Consider the following 14,117-nt stretch of genomic DNA (forward strand, 5'->3'; position numbering starts at 1 on the left):
AGGAGGTCAGTATGAAGCGAAACCGATTAATTGTCGATGGCTATAATATGATTGGCTCCTGGCCTCCACTCAAACGGCTCAAGGACCAAGACCAGATCGAGGAGGCCCGGGACCTCTTACTGGAACTCCTGTCTAACTATGCCGCCTACCATAACTATGAGACCTGGGTTATCTTCGACGCCATGTTCGTCCCCGGCCTCTCCCAGACCTATGACCAGTACAAGCTTCATGTGGTCTATACCGCTGAGAAGGAGACTGCGGATGCTTACATTGAAGCCATGATGGACGAGATGGTGGGTGTCTTGCGCAATGTGACCGTTGCCACCAGTGACTTAGCGGAACAGCGCATGGTCTTCCAGAAGGGAGCCCTGCGCAAGTCGGCTAACGAGCTCTGGCGCGACATCCAGAAGACCCAGCTCGACATTAGCCAGGGGGATGAGAACTATGATCCCAATGCCTACCAGCGGATGGTGCCCTGGTCCTACCAGCAGATGCGTGACTTGAAGTCTCTCTTAGAAGATCTCTCTAAATAACTTCTTCTGATAAGTAATCCTGCCTATACTAGGGAGGATACCATGACTACTTGGAAGAACCGTGCCACTACTGACCATAAACTTTGCCAAGCTGCTAGCCAGGGACAAGAGGAAGCCTTCAGTGAACTCTACTGGCACTACCGCCCTTTGATGGGTCACTTTTATCCCAAGGTGCGGGGCTATATGGACTATGATGACTTTCTCCAGGAGGCTGGGCACCAGCTCTTTGAATGCGTCAACCGCTACCAGGCGGGCGAGGCAGGACAAGCGAGTTTCTACACCTTCTATGCCAACTGCCTGCGCTATTTAATTTGTAATATCTACCGCCACTACCAAACAGAGAAGCGGCGGATGCCCGATCCCTCGGTGTCCATTAACTGTCCCGTCGCTCAACTGGAAGACCAACTGGCCGCCTATGCCCATGTCGACCATGATCCCCAGGCTGCCTATGCCTTTCATTATTATCTCGATTGTTTTGAGAGTGCCTTGTCCCCCATGGAGCGGGCTGTCCTAGCCGCTTACCTAGAAGGCTTGGACTGGCAAACTATCGGCAAGGAGCTAGGTATCGGGACGAAGTCTAGCCGTACTGCCTTCTACCGAGCCAAGTCTAAATTGGTCCAGCTAATTAAGGAAAATAAGCGTGACCATTGACTAATCAAGTTTGACAAAAGCTCCAAAAATCGTTACTATAACCAAGTATATGAAATTAGATAGAAATGGGGCAGCAGGATGGCAACCAAAAAAATTATACTCGCATGCTCAAAGTGTGGCTCCCGTAACTATACAGTGAAGAGCAATCCAGCCAACCGGACAGAACGACTCGAAGTCAAAAAATTCTGCCGCCACTGCAAGGGCCATACTTTGCACCAACAGACCAAATAGGATAAGAGAGGAAGCAGAAGATGAGTTTTATCAAAGGAGTCTTTCATGAAATGCGTATGGTTGAATGGCCGTCTGGCAAGCAACTCATGCGCGACACAGGAATCGTCTTAATCACCATCCTCATCGCCGCCATCTACCTCGGCGTTGTCGATGAACTAGTCACCATGCTCTTCGGTTGGTTCATTCAATTGTAATAAGGGTGTGAGCAAGAGCGGTTAGCTTTGGATGCTTGGAGTAAGTCGGGATAAGGGCAAGCCACGCTTGCACGTTCCCGACTTGCGAAAGCACTCCAAAGCTGCTCTTGCGAACCTGACTAGGGTGTGAGCAGTTGCGTTCAGTCTTGAATGACTGGAGCCCAAGCGGAAAAGAGCGGCTTTAGCCGATCGTTCCGATTGGGTGAAGTCACTTCAAGATTGCAACTGCGAACCCAACTAGAAAGGGTGTGAAGGCTAGCGGGAGAAATAGACCTCTGGAGCCAAAAGCCAGAGAAGACTGAAAGTCTTCGGCGACTTTTGGTGAAGAGGAGCTATTTCTGCTAGCCTGAATCCAACTAGGGTGTGAGGGCTGGCGGTTAGCTTTCGTTCACTGGAGCAAGTCCCCAAAGCAGTCTGAAAGACTGCGTCGGGGACTTGTGAAGTGACACGAAAGCTGCCAGACCGAACCCGACTAGACAGGGTGTGAGGGCTGGCGGTAGAAAAAGACCTCTGGAGCACAGAGTCAGAGAATATGTTAGTCCCAAATAAAAAAGTACTAAAATTAGCTCGAAGGTAAGTCAACAGACTCCCTTTCGAGCTAATTCTGTTTAAAATATGCATCTGCTGAAGAATAATTCAGATAAATAGATTTAGAATTTTTTGAAAATCTATGTAGCATATCTTATATGTAAGAAAGTTTAAAAGACCGACCGTGGGTATATTCCTTAGTTCACAAATTTAGCTATGGTATGCTATCTCACAAAGGGGGATCTAACATGAAAAATAAAAAAAGAGATAGATATTTAAATATTTATTTTTGGCTTGCTATAATTATATACATTAGCTTAATTTTATTTCTACCTAATAATAAATACTTAGAATTTTTTGGTTTATTTTTAGTATTTTTATTTTTTTTACTTCGTTTAATTTTTAGACGAATAGATAAACGAAAAGATGAGTAGTTAAATTTTAAATGTTAGGTAAAGTTCATTTTTAGCTCTAGCAGATGAGTGTTGTCTGTTTAGTTCAATTACTCAAAGTAAAAGGCCTAAAGAGAGTGTTACAAAAGTCGATCAGCCCTGCACCAGCTAACGCATACTATATCTATAACTCGCTGCGCGTCGAACAGCTATAGCAACCGTCCGTGAACTATGGGAAAGCGTAGGCAAACGTTTGGACATAGTTCGTGAAGTGGATATCAGGATTGACTTTTGGAACAGATTTTTGCCAAAAAAGTTCGTTATTTTTAAAAGAGGCCGGAGCTTTTGTCCCGGCCTCCTCTTAAGCGTTCGATGCTAAAAAAGTCTTTGTGTACTTAATAATATTATTTTAAATCTTATCAGAATTGTTCTTTGCTTGTTCTTTAGCTTCTTGGATATCTTTCGCCCAAGCTTTATGTGAAATAAAACCTAAAAATCCACCTAAAAGCGTTGAGCCTAAAACACCTAGCGTGTCTTTAAAGCCTAAAGTAACTAATAAAATCATTGGCATAACAATTCCCATAGTTCTAGAAGTTTGTTTCTTTTTCATAATTATCCCTTCCAAGTTGACGATACATTTATAAGTGCATGCGAAAGTTTAAGATTCTAGATCCATACTGAACGTTTAAAAAGTAATATTGCTTCTAACTAATTTTTATATAGTGCTGTGAATTACACATTTATCTTAACATATGAGTAAAAGGTCTTCAATTGATAGTAGTTAGCCATTATATCTTAAGCGTATTTTGATGAAATGATTTTCGAATAGAGGTGAAAGTTCTGATGAGCATTTATGGACTATTAACATTTTATTTATTGGAAGTTTTTGTCCTATACCATCAGTTTAGGACCATCAAGCGGATTAGAATCAAAGAAAAATATAGTCGACCTGTAAAGCTTACTTACTATATAATCAGCCTTTGCTTTTTGGTTTTTGGCCTATCGATCAGTCCATCTCTTAGTCAGCTAGCTCTATTTCTTGGTCTAGGAATAATCTTCTGTCTAGCACCAGAAACGACCGGCTTGGGTGACCATGCTTATTACCACCGAGTTAAACTTGGTGGCTTTGCGGGGCTTACGGCAAAAGAACAGTCTTATGCAGAAGTGCTGAACTATCGACTGACAAGGAAAGAGGATTCCTTAGTGCTATTCTTTAGCCATAAATTCCGTCGCGATGAATTGACCTTCTCATTAGAAGACCAGGAAGCTGTTGAGAGATTGCTGAAAAGCGATAAAGTCATGAAATTCTAAATAACACAGAATTGCTTTAAAGTTTTCTCTTCTTACCTATTGTGCATTACAAGCTAGCGTGCTATACTTTAGTTGAAGCTAGTGTGTAATACAAGATAGTGAGGTGTGGAGATGAATAGTCAGTTAAAGAAGGGGGTTTTGGAGATGATGGTTCTCCACCAGCTGGCCGAGCGAGATTGTTATGGTTATGAATTGGTCCAGGAGATCTCCAAGCATATCCAGATGAGTGAAGGAACAGTCTATCCCTTGCTCCGACGTTTGAAGAAGGAGGGGCTCCTGACCACCTACATGCAGGAATCGGAGTCGGGACCCGCTCGGAAGTATTATGAATTGACGGCTGAAGGTGCCCAGGCCCTCCAAGCCCAGCGCCTGGAGTGGGAGACCTTTGCAGCTAAGGTCAGTGCCTTTTTAGGAGGGGAGTCAGAATGAGACAAGAAGAATTTTTGGACCTATTGACCTATTACTTGAGGCGGCTGCCGGATTCGGTGATTGCTGACATCCGACAAGATTATTTGGAACACTATGAGATGGGCCTGGCCCAGGGGAAGTCAGAAGAAGAAATCAGCCAAGAACTGGGTTCACCCCGGGAGATTGCTGTTGACTACCTGGATAATGAGCGGGTCTTTATCGATGAGGAAGGGGCCTTGGCCCTTAATGAAGAGAAACGGCCGCGAAAGCTACACTGGTTCTGGAAACTTGTCTTGTTCCTCGCCGCCCTCCCCTTTATCCTAGCCTTTCTCTCCGTTGTGTTCTCTCTGCTTGTGAGTGTGGTCAGTATCTGGTTAGCGATTATCTTGACAGCCGCTGTCCTTGGCACTTCGGTCCTAGTCAGTGTCTTTCGCCCGGACCTCTTCAACAATGGAGTCGTCAATATTGGCTTAGTTAACGACCTGAGCCTTGTGACCAAGCTCTGTCTGGCTATCTTCTTAATCTGTCTGACCTTACTGTTGATTTATTCCTTGTATGCAGCCATTCGTTGGTGTATTCGGGGGCTAATGAACGCCTGGTATGCCTTCCAATGGCGCCGTAAGAGAGGTGCTTACTAATGAAGAAGAGAATTCTATGGGGGATTGCTTTAACGGGACTTATCGCCTTAGTGATTGGCACGCTGTCTTTCTTTATCAGTGATTATGACCATGTGGCAGCTGAGCTCAACCGCTTCTACCAGGAAGAGCTGACCGACAATCGCCAAACCATCTATGATGAGGACTTAAAAGAAGGCGTCAAAAGCTTGGCTGTAGAGAGCCAATCGGAAGCTAGTGTCCATATCCAGCCGGCAGAAGACTACCGGGTCCAAGTCCAAGACCTGCCAGGTGCCGATGCGGCTAAGGTTAACTACGAAGGGGGCCAGTTGACCATCCAATCCCCTACTAAGGACCGCAACTACCCGCTGGAGATTACCCTTTATGGGCCGGACTTTGACCAGACTAAGTTGGACCTGAAGTCAGCCTATCTTGACTTAGATAGCCAGGCTAGCCTCGAGCATTTAGCTCTGGAAGCGGACCATGCCGAAGTCGACTTGAAGGGCGACCATTCCTATCCCATGCAAGTACAAGCGGGATATATTGATGGGGACTTCGATTTTGACCGGACGGACCTCGCTTTCGCTGTCTTGGAGGGGCAATTAGGGCTCAGTCTAAATGCTGGTGAGATGCACTATCTTCCAGCAGGCCAACAAGGGGCCATCCTCTATAAGTTGGGCAAGGGCGACCAGGAAGTCCAGCTTAAGGTAGATTACTCGGCCATTGATGTCACGACGACAAACTAAGGGGGCAGCTGTCATGAAGAAAGGCATTCGACCAGTTATCTTGGGGGTGTTAGCGTTGGCTTTGATCTTTTATGCCTGCCAGTCCATCCGAGTCTTGCCTGTGCTCCCTAGCCCCAACCGGTCTTCTTACATAAAGATCGAGCGTGGACCAGCAGGGCAATGGGGACCCCACTTCCAGATCCAGGTCTACCTATCCAGCCTGTCAAATTCTTTTGAATTGGCGCCTTAGCTATGCTACAATAAAGGCGTGGAAAATTTCGTCAAAAAACCTTCTCCTAGGGGGAGGTTTTTTATTCAGGTAAAATTTAGAAAAAGGAGCGCGAAATAATGGTAGAAACAGTTGAAAGTGCCAAGCAATGGTATGTCCTCCATACCTATTCAGGCTATGAGAACAAGGTTAGGGAAGACTTGGAGATGCGGATCACCTCCATGGGGATGGAAGACTATATCTTCCGCGCTGTAGTGCCAGAAACTGAGCACGTGGAAGAGACCAAGACGGGCAAACAAAAGGTTGTTAAGGATAAGATCTTCCCGGGCTATGTCTTCGTCGAAATGATCATGTCAGATGAGGCTTGGTTCGTGGTTCGGAACACGCCGAATGTGACGGGCTTCCTAGGTTCCCATGGCCAAGGGTCTAAACCAACTCCCCTTTTGGATGATGAAGTTCATCGCCTGCTCCGTTCCCAAGGCGAAGTAGTTAAACGGGACATCCACTTTGAAGTGGGCGAAATGGTCCGTGTGATCGATGGGGCTTTCGACGGTTTGGAAGGTCGGATTGAATCGATTGCAGAAGACCAAGAGAAGCTCAAGGTTGTGGTTGAAATGTTCGGCCGCGAAACGGTAGCAGAAGTGGAGTTTGACCAAGTAGATAAACTATAATACGACGCTGACGCCAGCCCTTAGATGCTAAAATGACTATCGAACAAGTTATAAGCTCCCTTAGAGTAAACAAGCAAACTCTACTTTAAGGGAGCCTTTTTGTGCCTTCTATGGGCAGCTATTGCTTTTGCTTGTTATGGGCTTTAAGAAGATAAATAGTAGTGAGTCAGCATGTTTTAAGATCTCTGGGGACAACTTACTGGGTGGCTGCTTAACGGTCACGATCAAAGCGTAAGGGATGCTCATACACGCTATTTAAAACGATGCTAAAAAGTGAACGAAGGGAAGATGGATGGCCGATTTACTTCTAAGGGAGGCTCAAGCTAGACGCTAGGAATGATTTTTGTTACACTCGCCTTCCTTGCTTAAGTGTGGAAGAGGGCCTTTCTTTGCTTTTGGCGAGGGGAAATGCTATAAAGAAGAGAAAAAGGAGGTGCTATCGTGGCCCAAATGGAGCGGAAATCTTATGAGATGGAGCCACAGACTGAAGAGGACATTGTTGTCAAGCTAGGTCCACTTCGTCTTTACTTCCAGAATGTCTATACAATCATTTCACTACTCAATGATATTTTTACCGGGAGCTTGTATTTCATTGGGAGCATCTGTAATTTTTTCGGAGCGCCGGCGATTTATGGGAATACGCTTTTCTTAATTGGGGGTTTCTCCTTCGTCATGCGTCCGATTATTAAACTCATCCATAATATCCATATCTACAACCAAGACCCTAGCAAGCGCCGGCGTGATGAAGCCAATCTCGATAAGAAGAAATTATTCCAAGTTAAGTACAGTCAAAAAGGCGACCAACAAGATGGAGACTATCTGGGTGACGCCTACAACCATGAATATTACGAAGCAGATGACAAGCACCAGGACTGATGCAGGTTGGAACTTCGAAGGATAAAGCAGCTATTAGCAAAAAAAAGTTAATGGCTGCTTTTTCTTTTAAAAATTAAATCGTAATATTTACGATTTGTCTTGACAAGCAAGATTCTTCCCGGTATATTTTATATCGTAATCGTTACGATTTAAAGGAGGATTTATTCAATGTTTCGAAAAGGAAAAGGGGCCGCTTTACTGGTCGGCCTCGTGACTCTCGTCTTCTTGGCCCTCAGCGGTTGTCAGAAGCCGGCAAAAAGTGAGACGGGTCAGGGGATGCGGGTGGTGACGAGTTTTTATCCAATCTATGCCCTGACCAAGGAAGTGAGTGGCGACCTCAATGATGTTCGCATGATCCAGTCTGGGGCAGGCATCCATTCTTTTGAACCGTCAGCCAGTGACCTGGCAGCCATTGAAGAATCGGATCTTTTTATTTACCATTCGTCAACTTTGGAGGGCTGGGCTAAGAATATCCAGGGGAAGGATGTGGTGGAAGCTTCAGCCGGCTTAGATCTGCAGAAAGTACCGGGACTTGAAGACATGCCCCTTGAAGAAGGGATGGACCAGGCCAAGCTCTACGATCCCCATTCCTGGCTAGATCCTATCCTGGCTGGGCAGGAGGCTCAAAATATTGCCAAGGCACTATCTGAGAGGGATCCAGCCAATCAGGCGACCTACCAGGCCAATGCGGATAAGTTCCAGGCCGAGGCAGAAGCCCTGGTCAAGGCATACCAGCCGAAGTTTAAGGCAGCTGAGCAGAAGACTTTTGTTACCCAGCACACGGCTTTTTCTTATTTGGCCCAGCGCTTTGGGCTCAAGCAGTTAGGGATTGCGGGGATCTCACCCGATGCGGAGCCGAGCCCCCAACAATTGTCGGAAATTAAGGAATTCATCGACCGCTACCAGGTGGGGACGATTTTTACGGAAGAGAAGGCTTCACCCAAGTTGGCCCAGGTCTTGGCAGAAGAGACGGGCGCTGAGATTAAGACCCTGCGCCCCTTGGAAGCTGACCCAGAGAATGATTTAACTTTTTTGGAGAACTTAGAGGCTGACCTGAAGACCCTCTTAGAAGAATTAGAATAAGGAGATTATGAATGGAGAAACGAACACTTAAACAAGTTATCCTCGGCGCTACAACCTCTGCCCTCCTCCTAGGGGGCGCCTATTATTGGGGCTATAGCCAGGGTAACCAGACCGAAGCTAAGGATTCCAACATTGCCTATGTCGATGGTCACGCTGCCAAGACAGGAGACCATAAGGCGAAGACCCCGGACCAGGTGTCGGCAGAAGAAGGGATCGATGCTGAACAAATTGTTGTCAAAATTACTGATGATGGCTATGTGACCTCCCACGGTGACCACTACCATTACTACAATGGCAAGGTCCCCTTCGATGCCATCATCAGCGAAGACTTAGTCATGAAAAATCCGAACTATCGATTGGATAAAAAAGATATTGTTAATGAGGTCAAGGATGGCTACATTATCAAGGTAGATGGCAAGTATTACCTCTACCTCAAGGATCCTAAGAAGGCCGTCAATGTTCGGACCAAGGAAGAGATTGCTGAACAGAAGAAGCTCCATAATGTTAAAGAAAAGGATGGAGCAGAGCCGATGAGCCGGTCCGTCAAGCAAGCGATGGCTCAGGCCAAGGCCCAAGGACGCTATACGACTGATGATGGTTATGTCTTTACTGTGGGATCGATTGTGAGCGACACAGGTGATGCTTATATCTGTGCTCATGGCGACCACTTCCACTATGTGCCCAAGTCCGACCTTTCGCCGGCTGAGCGGGCAGCTGCAGCCGCCTATTGGTCAGCTGGATCAGCAGGCGGTCGTGGGGCGACCACTTCCCACGCGCCAGCCTTTAATGGGGCTGGTCCAGTCCAAGTCCAAGAAATTAAACAGACCCAGCAGAGATCAGCGGCTTCGGGTCAGACTGGCCATCAAGGGGACTTACAAAGCATGCTCGACCAGCTTTATGCCCAGCCTCAGAGCCAGCGTCATGTGGAAGCAGACGGTTTGGTCTTTGATCCCGCCAAGGTGACCAAGAAGAATGCTTTTGGTTATGTTATGCCCCACGGTGACCATTACCATATTATTCCGGCCAACCAGCTCTCTGACTTGGAGCGCCAGGCAGCAGACGCCTATCTCAACCAGCCTGACTTCACCTACCAAGCAGGAGCAAAGAAGGCTAAGAAAGACAAGGCGTCTGGGCAACGCCTAGTGACTAAGAAAGTAACACCAAGTTCGAAGCCAGCTGACCAAGCCTACACCACTGATGACGGCTATGTCTTTAAGGTGAGCGATATTATTGCCGACGAGGGCGATGTCTATGTCGTTCCTCACGGCGATCACTTCCACGCCATTCCCAAGGCCGACTTATCCGCTAAAGAATTAGCTGCGGCTAAGCGCTATTGGGAGAGCCAAGGCCAGTCGAAGCCAGCCAGTCCAGCTAAACGTCCTCAGCAGAGCGTGACGCCCCGCCCCCAAAGGAAGCCCCAGGCCCCAGCTAAGAAAGCTCAAAGCAAGCCGAGCCAGAAAAAAGAAGAGCCTAAAGTTCAAGCGCCTGCTCAAAAATTGGGGGATCTGCAGCTTGACCAACTTCTGGATCGATTATATGCCCTGCCGCAGAGCCAGCGCCATGTGGAAGCAGACGGTCTGGTCTTTGATCCGGCTAAAGTGACTAAGAAGAATGCTTTTGGTTACGTGATGCCCCATGGCGACCACTACCATATTATTCCAGCTGACCAACTCTCTGAACTCGAACAGCTAGCGGCTGACCGCTATCTCGAATCAGGTCGATCCGGTCAAGACGACAAAGCAAAGCAGGAGCCGACTAAGAAGGCGAGCGAGAAGCCAAACAAGCAGAACGGCCAAGCAGGCGATCAAGATAAGCCAGCCAAGGATGACCCAGCCAAAAAAGAAAGCGAGGAAGATACAGGGAAGAAGGATACTGAGAATAAAGGTCAAGCCAAGAAGGACCAAGTAAGGGGCAAGAAATTACCTGACTGGTGCCTGCCGCTCAGCGAATTTAAAGGCAACCTCCAGTATGCCGACAAGGAAATTGAGCCTGGCCGTTTCCGTATCCCCCACCATGACCACTACCATTATGCCGACCGGGCCTTCCTGAGTGTCTGGTTTGACAATGATCAAGACAAGGTCGACCTAGCCATTAAGACGGTTCGCTTCCTGATCGCCCATCCCGAATACCGTCCGGCTGAAAAAGATGGCTGGGGTGCTGATGTGGAAGGTCAACAAGCCGCAGCGAAAGCAGACCAGGAAAAGACCGTCCGTTTCAATGGCCAAGACTACCAAGCTTTTGGCAAGGGACTCGATGGCAAGCCCTACACCACAGATGATGGCTATACCTTCTCACCAGCCTCCATTACAGAAGTGACCAAGGATAGTGTAATCGCTAAGCACGGCGACCACTTCCATGTCTTTGAATTCGGGGAATTGGAACAAGATGAACTTCGCCAGGTCGAAGCTTGGATGAAAGAACAAGGACTTAAAGTAGAAGAAACAGCTGAAGAAGGTCAGGGAACTGAAGCGTCGACTAGTGATGAGGGGCATGAAGCAGACCCACTGGCTGGCTACCAATTCCAGGCAGAAGATGTCCAATCGCGCTTCGGTAAGGGCTATATCTTCAATGTTCAGGGGCAAAATGTCTATATGACCAAGTATGATCCGGCTTCTGGTCGCCCCAAGAAGGCGACTGAATTGGACGCTGACCAAGTGGCAGCCGTTGAAGCTGTCCTCAGCCAGCGCCAGGCCAGTCAAGCTACAAGTCAAAAGGATCCCGCAAATAAGCAAGCCCCAGAGGCTGACCAGAGAGCGGGCGACCAAGACGCGGGTGCTCAAAAAGCAAAAGCAGGTCAGGAAGCTAAACCAGCTCCAGCGCCCTCAGCTGAGCAGGGCCAAGCTGCACTGGCTCCAGCAAGTGATGAAGGGGCTGGAGCTGTTCAAGCGGGGCCGGCCGACCAAGGCGAGCAGCTAGCTAAAGAAGAGGGAGCAGGACTCGTTGAACAATAAAATTAGATTTGCCCTTGCTTTTTGAATCGAACTATGGTTTAATATGGTATTGTGTGCAAACACAATAAGTGGGAGGAGAAATCTAACTACAACTCCATTAAACCACTCGCGAACAGAACAAGGAGGAATGTTTCGTGGCTAAGAATGTAGAAACTGTTGTTAAATTACAAATTGAAGCTGGTCAAGCAAGTCCAGCTCCTCCAGTAGGTCCTGCTTTAGGGCAAGCTGGTATTAATATCATGGGCTTCTGTAAAGAGTTCAATGCACGTACTGCCGATCAAGCAGGCTATGTTATCCCTGTTGTGATCACTGTTTACGAAGATCGCTCATTTGACTTTATTACTAAGACCCCACCTGCAGCTGTCTTACTTAAGAAAGCCGCTGGCGTGGAAAAAGGTTCTGGTGAACCTAACAAAAATAAAGTAGCAAGTGTCACTCGCGATCAAGTACGTGAAATTGCAGAAACCAAGACACCAGACTTAAATGCTGCTGATGTTGAAGCTGCTATGCGTATGGTTGAGGGTACTGCACGTTCAATGGGGATCACTGTCGAAGACTAGTCGACCCGCTGGACGAACAGAATCAATAATCAAACGCCACAACATCTAGGTGTTGTGCGTGGGAGGAATATCCGTTAAAACCACATAGGAGGAAAGATAATGGCTAAAAAATCAAAAAATCAAATCGCAGCTTATGAAAAAGTTGACAAGAACAAAAAATACACTGCTGAAGAAGCAATTGAATTATTAAAAGAAGTTGACTACACCAAATTTGACGGTTCAATCGAAGTGGCTTACCGTTTAGGTATCGACACTAAGAAGAACGACCAACAAATCCGTGGGGCAATGGTATTGCCTAAGGGTACTGGTCAAACACAAACCGTTTTAGTCTTTGCCCAAGGTGAAAATGCCCGTATCGCGGAAGAAGCCGGTGCAGACTATGTTGGTGACGATGAATACATCGAAAAAATCAACGATGGCTGGTTAGACTTCGACGTTGTTGTTGCAACACCAGACATGATGGGTAAGATCGGCCGCTTGGGTCGTGTCTTAGGGCCTAAAGGTTTAATGCCTAACCCTAAAACAGGTACCGTAACACAAGATGTTGCCAAAGCTGTTAGCGACATCAAATCAGGTCAAATCGAATACCGTGCAGATAGTGCAGGTAACGTTCACGCTTTAATTGGTAAAGTTTCATTCAACACTGAAGACTTAATTGAAAACTTCCGTGCTATCCATGAAACTATCCTACGCGAAAAACCTGCTGCAGCTAAAGGGACTTATGTGAAGAACCTTGCTGTAACATCTACTATGGGTCCTGGTATCAAAGTTGATCCATCATCATTATAATCAATAGTGATTAATGGGAGCGCTAAGTGGGATTAACTTGCTTAGCGCTTTTTTTGTGTCATAATAGAAGAGGGCTAGGGAATGGAAGAAAGAAGCCAGATCCGGGGCCTTGGCCTGGATGGTCAAGGGCGCTGTCAGCACTACCATTTGCCAGAGGATATTCTGGCCTTATATTGTTCAACTTGTAGGGCCTACTATGCCTGCTACCGCTGCCACGACGCCTTGGCTAACCATGCCTTCACGCCTATTCGAAGTGACCAGGCTGATAGTTTGCTCTGTGGAGCTTGCCGGGCGACTTTCGACCAGGCCACTTATGAGGCTTTAGGCCGCTGTTCCCATTGTCGGGAGGCTTTCAACCCTGTTTGCCAGCGCCATGCTGGTCTTTACTTTGCCTCAAAAAAAGAGAAAAAATAATAATGGAGGAGTTAGATTTAATGAACGATAAGATTACCGCGGCGATTAATAAGAAAGTCGCCCTGGCAAATACATCAGTTTGGCAATATGGTCTCCGGGCTATTTTTGCTGGTATTTATTTGGGAATTGGTTGCGGCGTGGCCTTTATGACGGCGGAACAGATTAGCGCAGTCCATCCTGACCTGGGACGATTTGCCTATGCCTTGCTATTCCCATGGTGCTTGGTGATGATTATCTTCCTGAACGGGGAGTTAACGACTTCTAATATGATGTACTTCGCCAATGGCTTGTACCGCAAAGTGGTGAAGCCAGCGGATGCTGCTAAGGTCTTAGCCTTATGTACCTTATTTAATTTAATCGGATGTGTGGCTATTGCCTGGGTGCTGAGTCAGACTTTAGGTTTTAATGATATCGATGCCAGCCATTATTTAATTTCGGCCGTCCAAGGTAAGATTGATAAGTCTTATGGCCTCGTCTTCCTGGATGGGATTGTAGCCAATATGTTAGTTAATATTACCGTTATCGGCATCATGTTCATGAAAGATAACAGCGCCAAGATTCCTTATATTTTAGGGATTATCTTTATCTTTGCCTTCTACGGTTTTGAACACGTGATTGCTAACTTCGTCACCTATTCCCTGGCAGCCTTCACCCTGCCTTCTGCAATTGAAGGCTTTACCCTGAGCCATGTGCTCCTGCAATGGCTAGTTGCCTGGATTGGTAACTTTGTCGGTGGGGGTGTCGTGATGGGGATCGGCTATGGCTTCCTCAATAAGGGACAAGATATTTATACCGATTAATCAACAGCAGAAAGTCTCCTTTACAAGAGGGGGCTTTTTTACTTTAGAGCTCCCGCATCCTCTCACACCCTGCCTAGTCGGGTTCGCAGAGGCAGAAAGGAAGTGACTTCAGCAAATGGGAACGATCGGCTAAAGCCACTCTTATCCCTTTTGCCTC

General features: G+C 47.0%; 19 protein-coding genes. 18 read left to right on the forward strand and 1 reads right to left on the reverse strand.

Annotation, left to right across the window (positions count from 1 at the left end; translation table 11 throughout):
• Window positions 1–11 precede the first annotated feature (11 nt).
• From QP339_RS08445 to QP339_RS08465, 5 genes are all read left to right on the forward strand, one after another.
• A complete protein-coding gene (locus QP339_RS08445; RefSeq protein WP_070618408.1) occupies window positions 12–533 on the forward strand; it encodes an NYN domain-containing protein in 522 nt (173 codons plus the stop codon).
• A 42-nt stretch (window positions 534–575) separates the two neighbouring features.
• Entirely contained in the window at window positions 576–1,184 is a 609-nt protein-coding gene (locus QP339_RS08450) for an RNA polymerase sigma factor (RefSeq protein ID WP_070618411.1), read from the forward strand.
• A gap of 78 nt (window positions 1,185–1,262) precedes the next feature.
• On the forward strand, window positions 1,263–1,415 hold the full coding sequence (gene rpmG / locus QP339_RS08455; protein WP_083272431.1) for a 50S ribosomal protein L33: 153 nt from the start codon (window positions 1,263–1,265) through the stop codon (window positions 1,413–1,415).
• 20 nt (window positions 1,416–1,435) lie between these two features.
• The gene (gene secE, locus QP339_RS08460) at window positions 1,436–1,609 is read left to right on the forward strand and encodes a preprotein translocase subunit SecE (protein ID WP_067973991.1); all 174 of its coding nucleotides are present in this window, start codon (window positions 1,436–1,438) and stop codon (window positions 1,607–1,609) included.
• Between the two features lie 776 nt (window positions 1,610–2,385).
• Window positions 2,386–2,571 carry a hypothetical protein gene (locus QP339_RS08465; protein WP_070618414.1) on the forward strand — a complete coding sequence of 62 codons (186 nt, stop codon included), beginning with the start codon at window positions 2,386–2,388 and terminating at the stop codon, window positions 2,569–2,571.
• Window positions 2,572–2,938: 367 nt separating this feature from the next.
• Here the strand turns inward: QP339_RS08465 and QP339_RS08470 are convergent, their stop codons facing one another.
• A complete protein-coding gene (locus tag QP339_RS08470; RefSeq protein ID WP_284911141.1) occupies window positions 2,939–3,139 on the reverse strand; it encodes a hypothetical protein in 201 nt (66 codons plus the stop codon).
• 233 nt (window positions 3,140–3,372) lie between these two features.
• On the opposite strand from QP339_RS08470, the gene QP339_RS08475 reads away from it, so the two are divergent.
• The 13 genes from QP339_RS08475 (at window position 3,373) to QP339_RS08535 (ending at window position 13,960) form a co-directional block, all read left to right on the forward strand.
• Window positions 3,373–3,840 (forward strand): hypothetical protein, encoded by a 468-nt coding sequence (locus tag QP339_RS08475; protein ID WP_284911142.1) that lies wholly within the window; start codon window positions 3,373–3,375, stop codon window positions 3,838–3,840.
• Window positions 3,841–3,951: 111 nt separating this feature from the next.
• The gene (locus tag QP339_RS08480; RefSeq protein ID WP_284911143.1) at window positions 3,952–4,269 is read left to right on the forward strand and encodes a PadR family transcriptional regulator; all 318 of its coding nucleotides are present in this window, start codon (window positions 3,952–3,954) and stop codon (window positions 4,267–4,269) included.
• A complete protein-coding gene (locus QP339_RS08485) occupies window positions 4,266–4,886 on the forward strand; it encodes a DUF1700 domain-containing protein (protein WP_284911144.1) in 621 nt (206 codons plus the stop codon). The genes QP339_RS08480 and QP339_RS08485 overlap by 4 nt, the downstream gene beginning before the upstream one ends.
• Entirely contained in the window at window positions 4,886–5,608 is a 723-nt protein-coding gene (locus QP339_RS08490) for a hypothetical protein (protein ID WP_284911145.1), read from the forward strand. Before QP339_RS08485 ends, QP339_RS08490 begins: the two co-directional genes overlap by 1 nt.
• Window positions 5,609–5,621: 13 nt before the next feature.
• On the forward strand, window positions 5,622–5,837 hold the full coding sequence (locus QP339_RS08495) for a hypothetical protein (RefSeq protein ID WP_284911146.1): 216 nt from the start codon (window positions 5,622–5,624) through the stop codon (window positions 5,835–5,837).
• A gap of 98 nt (window positions 5,838–5,935) precedes the next feature.
• Window positions 5,936–6,487 carry a transcription termination/antitermination protein NusG gene (gene nusG / locus QP339_RS08500; RefSeq protein ID WP_070430604.1) on the forward strand — a complete coding sequence of 184 codons (552 nt, stop codon included), beginning with the start codon at window positions 5,936–5,938 and terminating at the stop codon, window positions 6,485–6,487.
• Window positions 6,488–6,937: 450 nt separating this feature from the next.
• Complete coding sequence (locus QP339_RS08505; RefSeq protein WP_284911153.1) at window positions 6,938–7,363, forward strand: YrhK family protein; 426 nt, start codon at window positions 6,938–6,940, stop codon at window positions 7,361–7,363.
• 168 nt (window positions 7,364–7,531) lie between these two features.
• The gene (locus tag QP339_RS08510; RefSeq protein ID WP_284911147.1) at window positions 7,532–8,446 is read left to right on the forward strand and encodes a metal ABC transporter solute-binding protein, Zn/Mn family; all 915 of its coding nucleotides are present in this window, start codon (window positions 7,532–7,534) and stop codon (window positions 8,444–8,446) included.
• A gap of 11 nt (window positions 8,447–8,457) precedes the next feature.
• Window positions 8,458–11,397, forward strand: a complete 2,940-nt coding sequence (locus QP339_RS08515) for a pneumococcal-type histidine triad protein (protein WP_284911148.1) — start codon at window positions 8,458–8,460, stop codon at window positions 11,395–11,397.
• 134 nt (window positions 11,398–11,531) lie between these two features.
• A complete protein-coding gene (gene rplK / locus QP339_RS08520; RefSeq protein WP_067974040.1) occupies window positions 11,532–11,957 on the forward strand; it encodes a 50S ribosomal protein L11 in 426 nt (141 codons plus the stop codon).
• A gap of 99 nt (window positions 11,958–12,056) precedes the next feature.
• Window positions 12,057–12,746, forward strand: a complete 690-nt coding sequence (gene rplA, locus QP339_RS08525; RefSeq protein ID WP_070430600.1) for a 50S ribosomal protein L1 — start codon at window positions 12,057–12,059, stop codon at window positions 12,744–12,746.
• 81 nt (window positions 12,747–12,827) lie between these two features.
• Window positions 12,828–13,160 (forward strand): CHY zinc finger protein, encoded by a 333-nt coding sequence (locus tag QP339_RS08530; protein ID WP_284911149.1) that lies wholly within the window; start codon window positions 12,828–12,830, stop codon window positions 13,158–13,160.
• 20 nt (window positions 13,161–13,180) lie between these two features.
• Entirely contained in the window at window positions 13,181–13,960 is a 780-nt protein-coding gene (locus QP339_RS08535) for a formate/nitrite transporter family protein (RefSeq protein ID WP_284911150.1), read from the forward strand.
• The last annotated feature ends 157 nt before the right edge of the window (window positions 13,961–14,117 follow it).

Source organism: Aerococcus sp. UMB7834, assembly GCF_030215145.1.
Classification (GTDB): domain Bacteria; phylum Bacillota; class Bacilli; order Lactobacillales; family Aerococcaceae; genus Aerococcus.

Bases quoted from the DNA above. Each gene is read 5' to 3' on its own strand.
- rplA (WP_070430600.1), top strand. From the start codon at position 12,057: ATGGCTAAAAAATCAAAAAATCAAATCGCAGCTTATGAAAAAGTTGAC.
- QP339_RS08535 (WP_284911150.1), top strand. From the start codon at position 13,181: ATGAACGATAAGATTACCGCGGCGATTAATAAGAAAGTCGCCCTGGCA.
- QP339_RS08530 (WP_284911149.1), top strand. From the start codon at position 12,828: ATGGAAGAAAGAAGCCAGATCCGGGGCCTTGGCCTGGATGGTCAAGGG.
- QP339_RS08515 (WP_284911148.1), top strand. From the start codon at position 8,458: ATGGAGAAACGAACACTTAAACAAGTTATCCTCGGCGCTACAACCTCT.
- nusG (WP_070430604.1), top strand. From the start codon at position 5,936: ATGGTAGAAACAGTTGAAAGTGCCAAGCAATGGTATGTCCTCCATACC.
- QP339_RS08495 (WP_284911146.1), top strand. From the start codon at position 5,622: ATGAAGAAAGGCATTCGACCAGTTATCTTGGGGGTGTTAGCGTTGGCT.
- QP339_RS08445 (WP_070618408.1), top strand. From the start codon at position 12: ATGAAGCGAAACCGATTAATTGTCGATGGCTATAATATGATTGGCTCC.
- QP339_RS08470 (WP_284911141.1), bottom strand. From the start codon at position 3,139: ATGAAAAAGAAACAAACTTCTAGAACTATGGGAATTGTTATGCCAATG.
- QP339_RS08450 (WP_070618411.1), top strand. From the start codon at position 576: ATGACTACTTGGAAGAACCGTGCCACTACTGACCATAAACTTTGCCAA.
- QP339_RS08490 (WP_284911145.1), top strand. From the start codon at position 4,886: ATGAAGAAGAGAATTCTATGGGGGATTGCTTTAACGGGACTTATCGCC.
- rpmG (WP_083272431.1), top strand. From the start codon at position 1,263: ATGGCAACCAAAAAAATTATACTCGCATGCTCAAAGTGTGGCTCCCGT.
- QP339_RS08475 (WP_284911142.1), top strand. From the start codon at position 3,373: ATGAGCATTTATGGACTATTAACATTTTATTTATTGGAAGTTTTTGTC.
- QP339_RS08480 (WP_284911143.1), top strand. From the start codon at position 3,952: ATGAATAGTCAGTTAAAGAAGGGGGTTTTGGAGATGATGGTTCTCCAC.
- secE (WP_067973991.1), top strand. From the start codon at position 1,436: ATGAGTTTTATCAAAGGAGTCTTTCATGAAATGCGTATGGTTGAATGG.
- QP339_RS08510 (WP_284911147.1), top strand. From the start codon at position 7,532: ATGTTTCGAAAAGGAAAAGGGGCCGCTTTACTGGTCGGCCTCGTGACT.
- QP339_RS08505 (WP_284911153.1), top strand. From the start codon at position 6,938: ATGGAGCGGAAATCTTATGAGATGGAGCCACAGACTGAAGAGGACATT.
- QP339_RS08485 (WP_284911144.1), top strand. From the start codon at position 4,266: ATGAGACAAGAAGAATTTTTGGACCTATTGACCTATTACTTGAGGCGG.
- QP339_RS08465 (WP_070618414.1), top strand. From the start codon at position 2,386: ATGAAAAATAAAAAAAGAGATAGATATTTAAATATTTATTTTTGGCTT.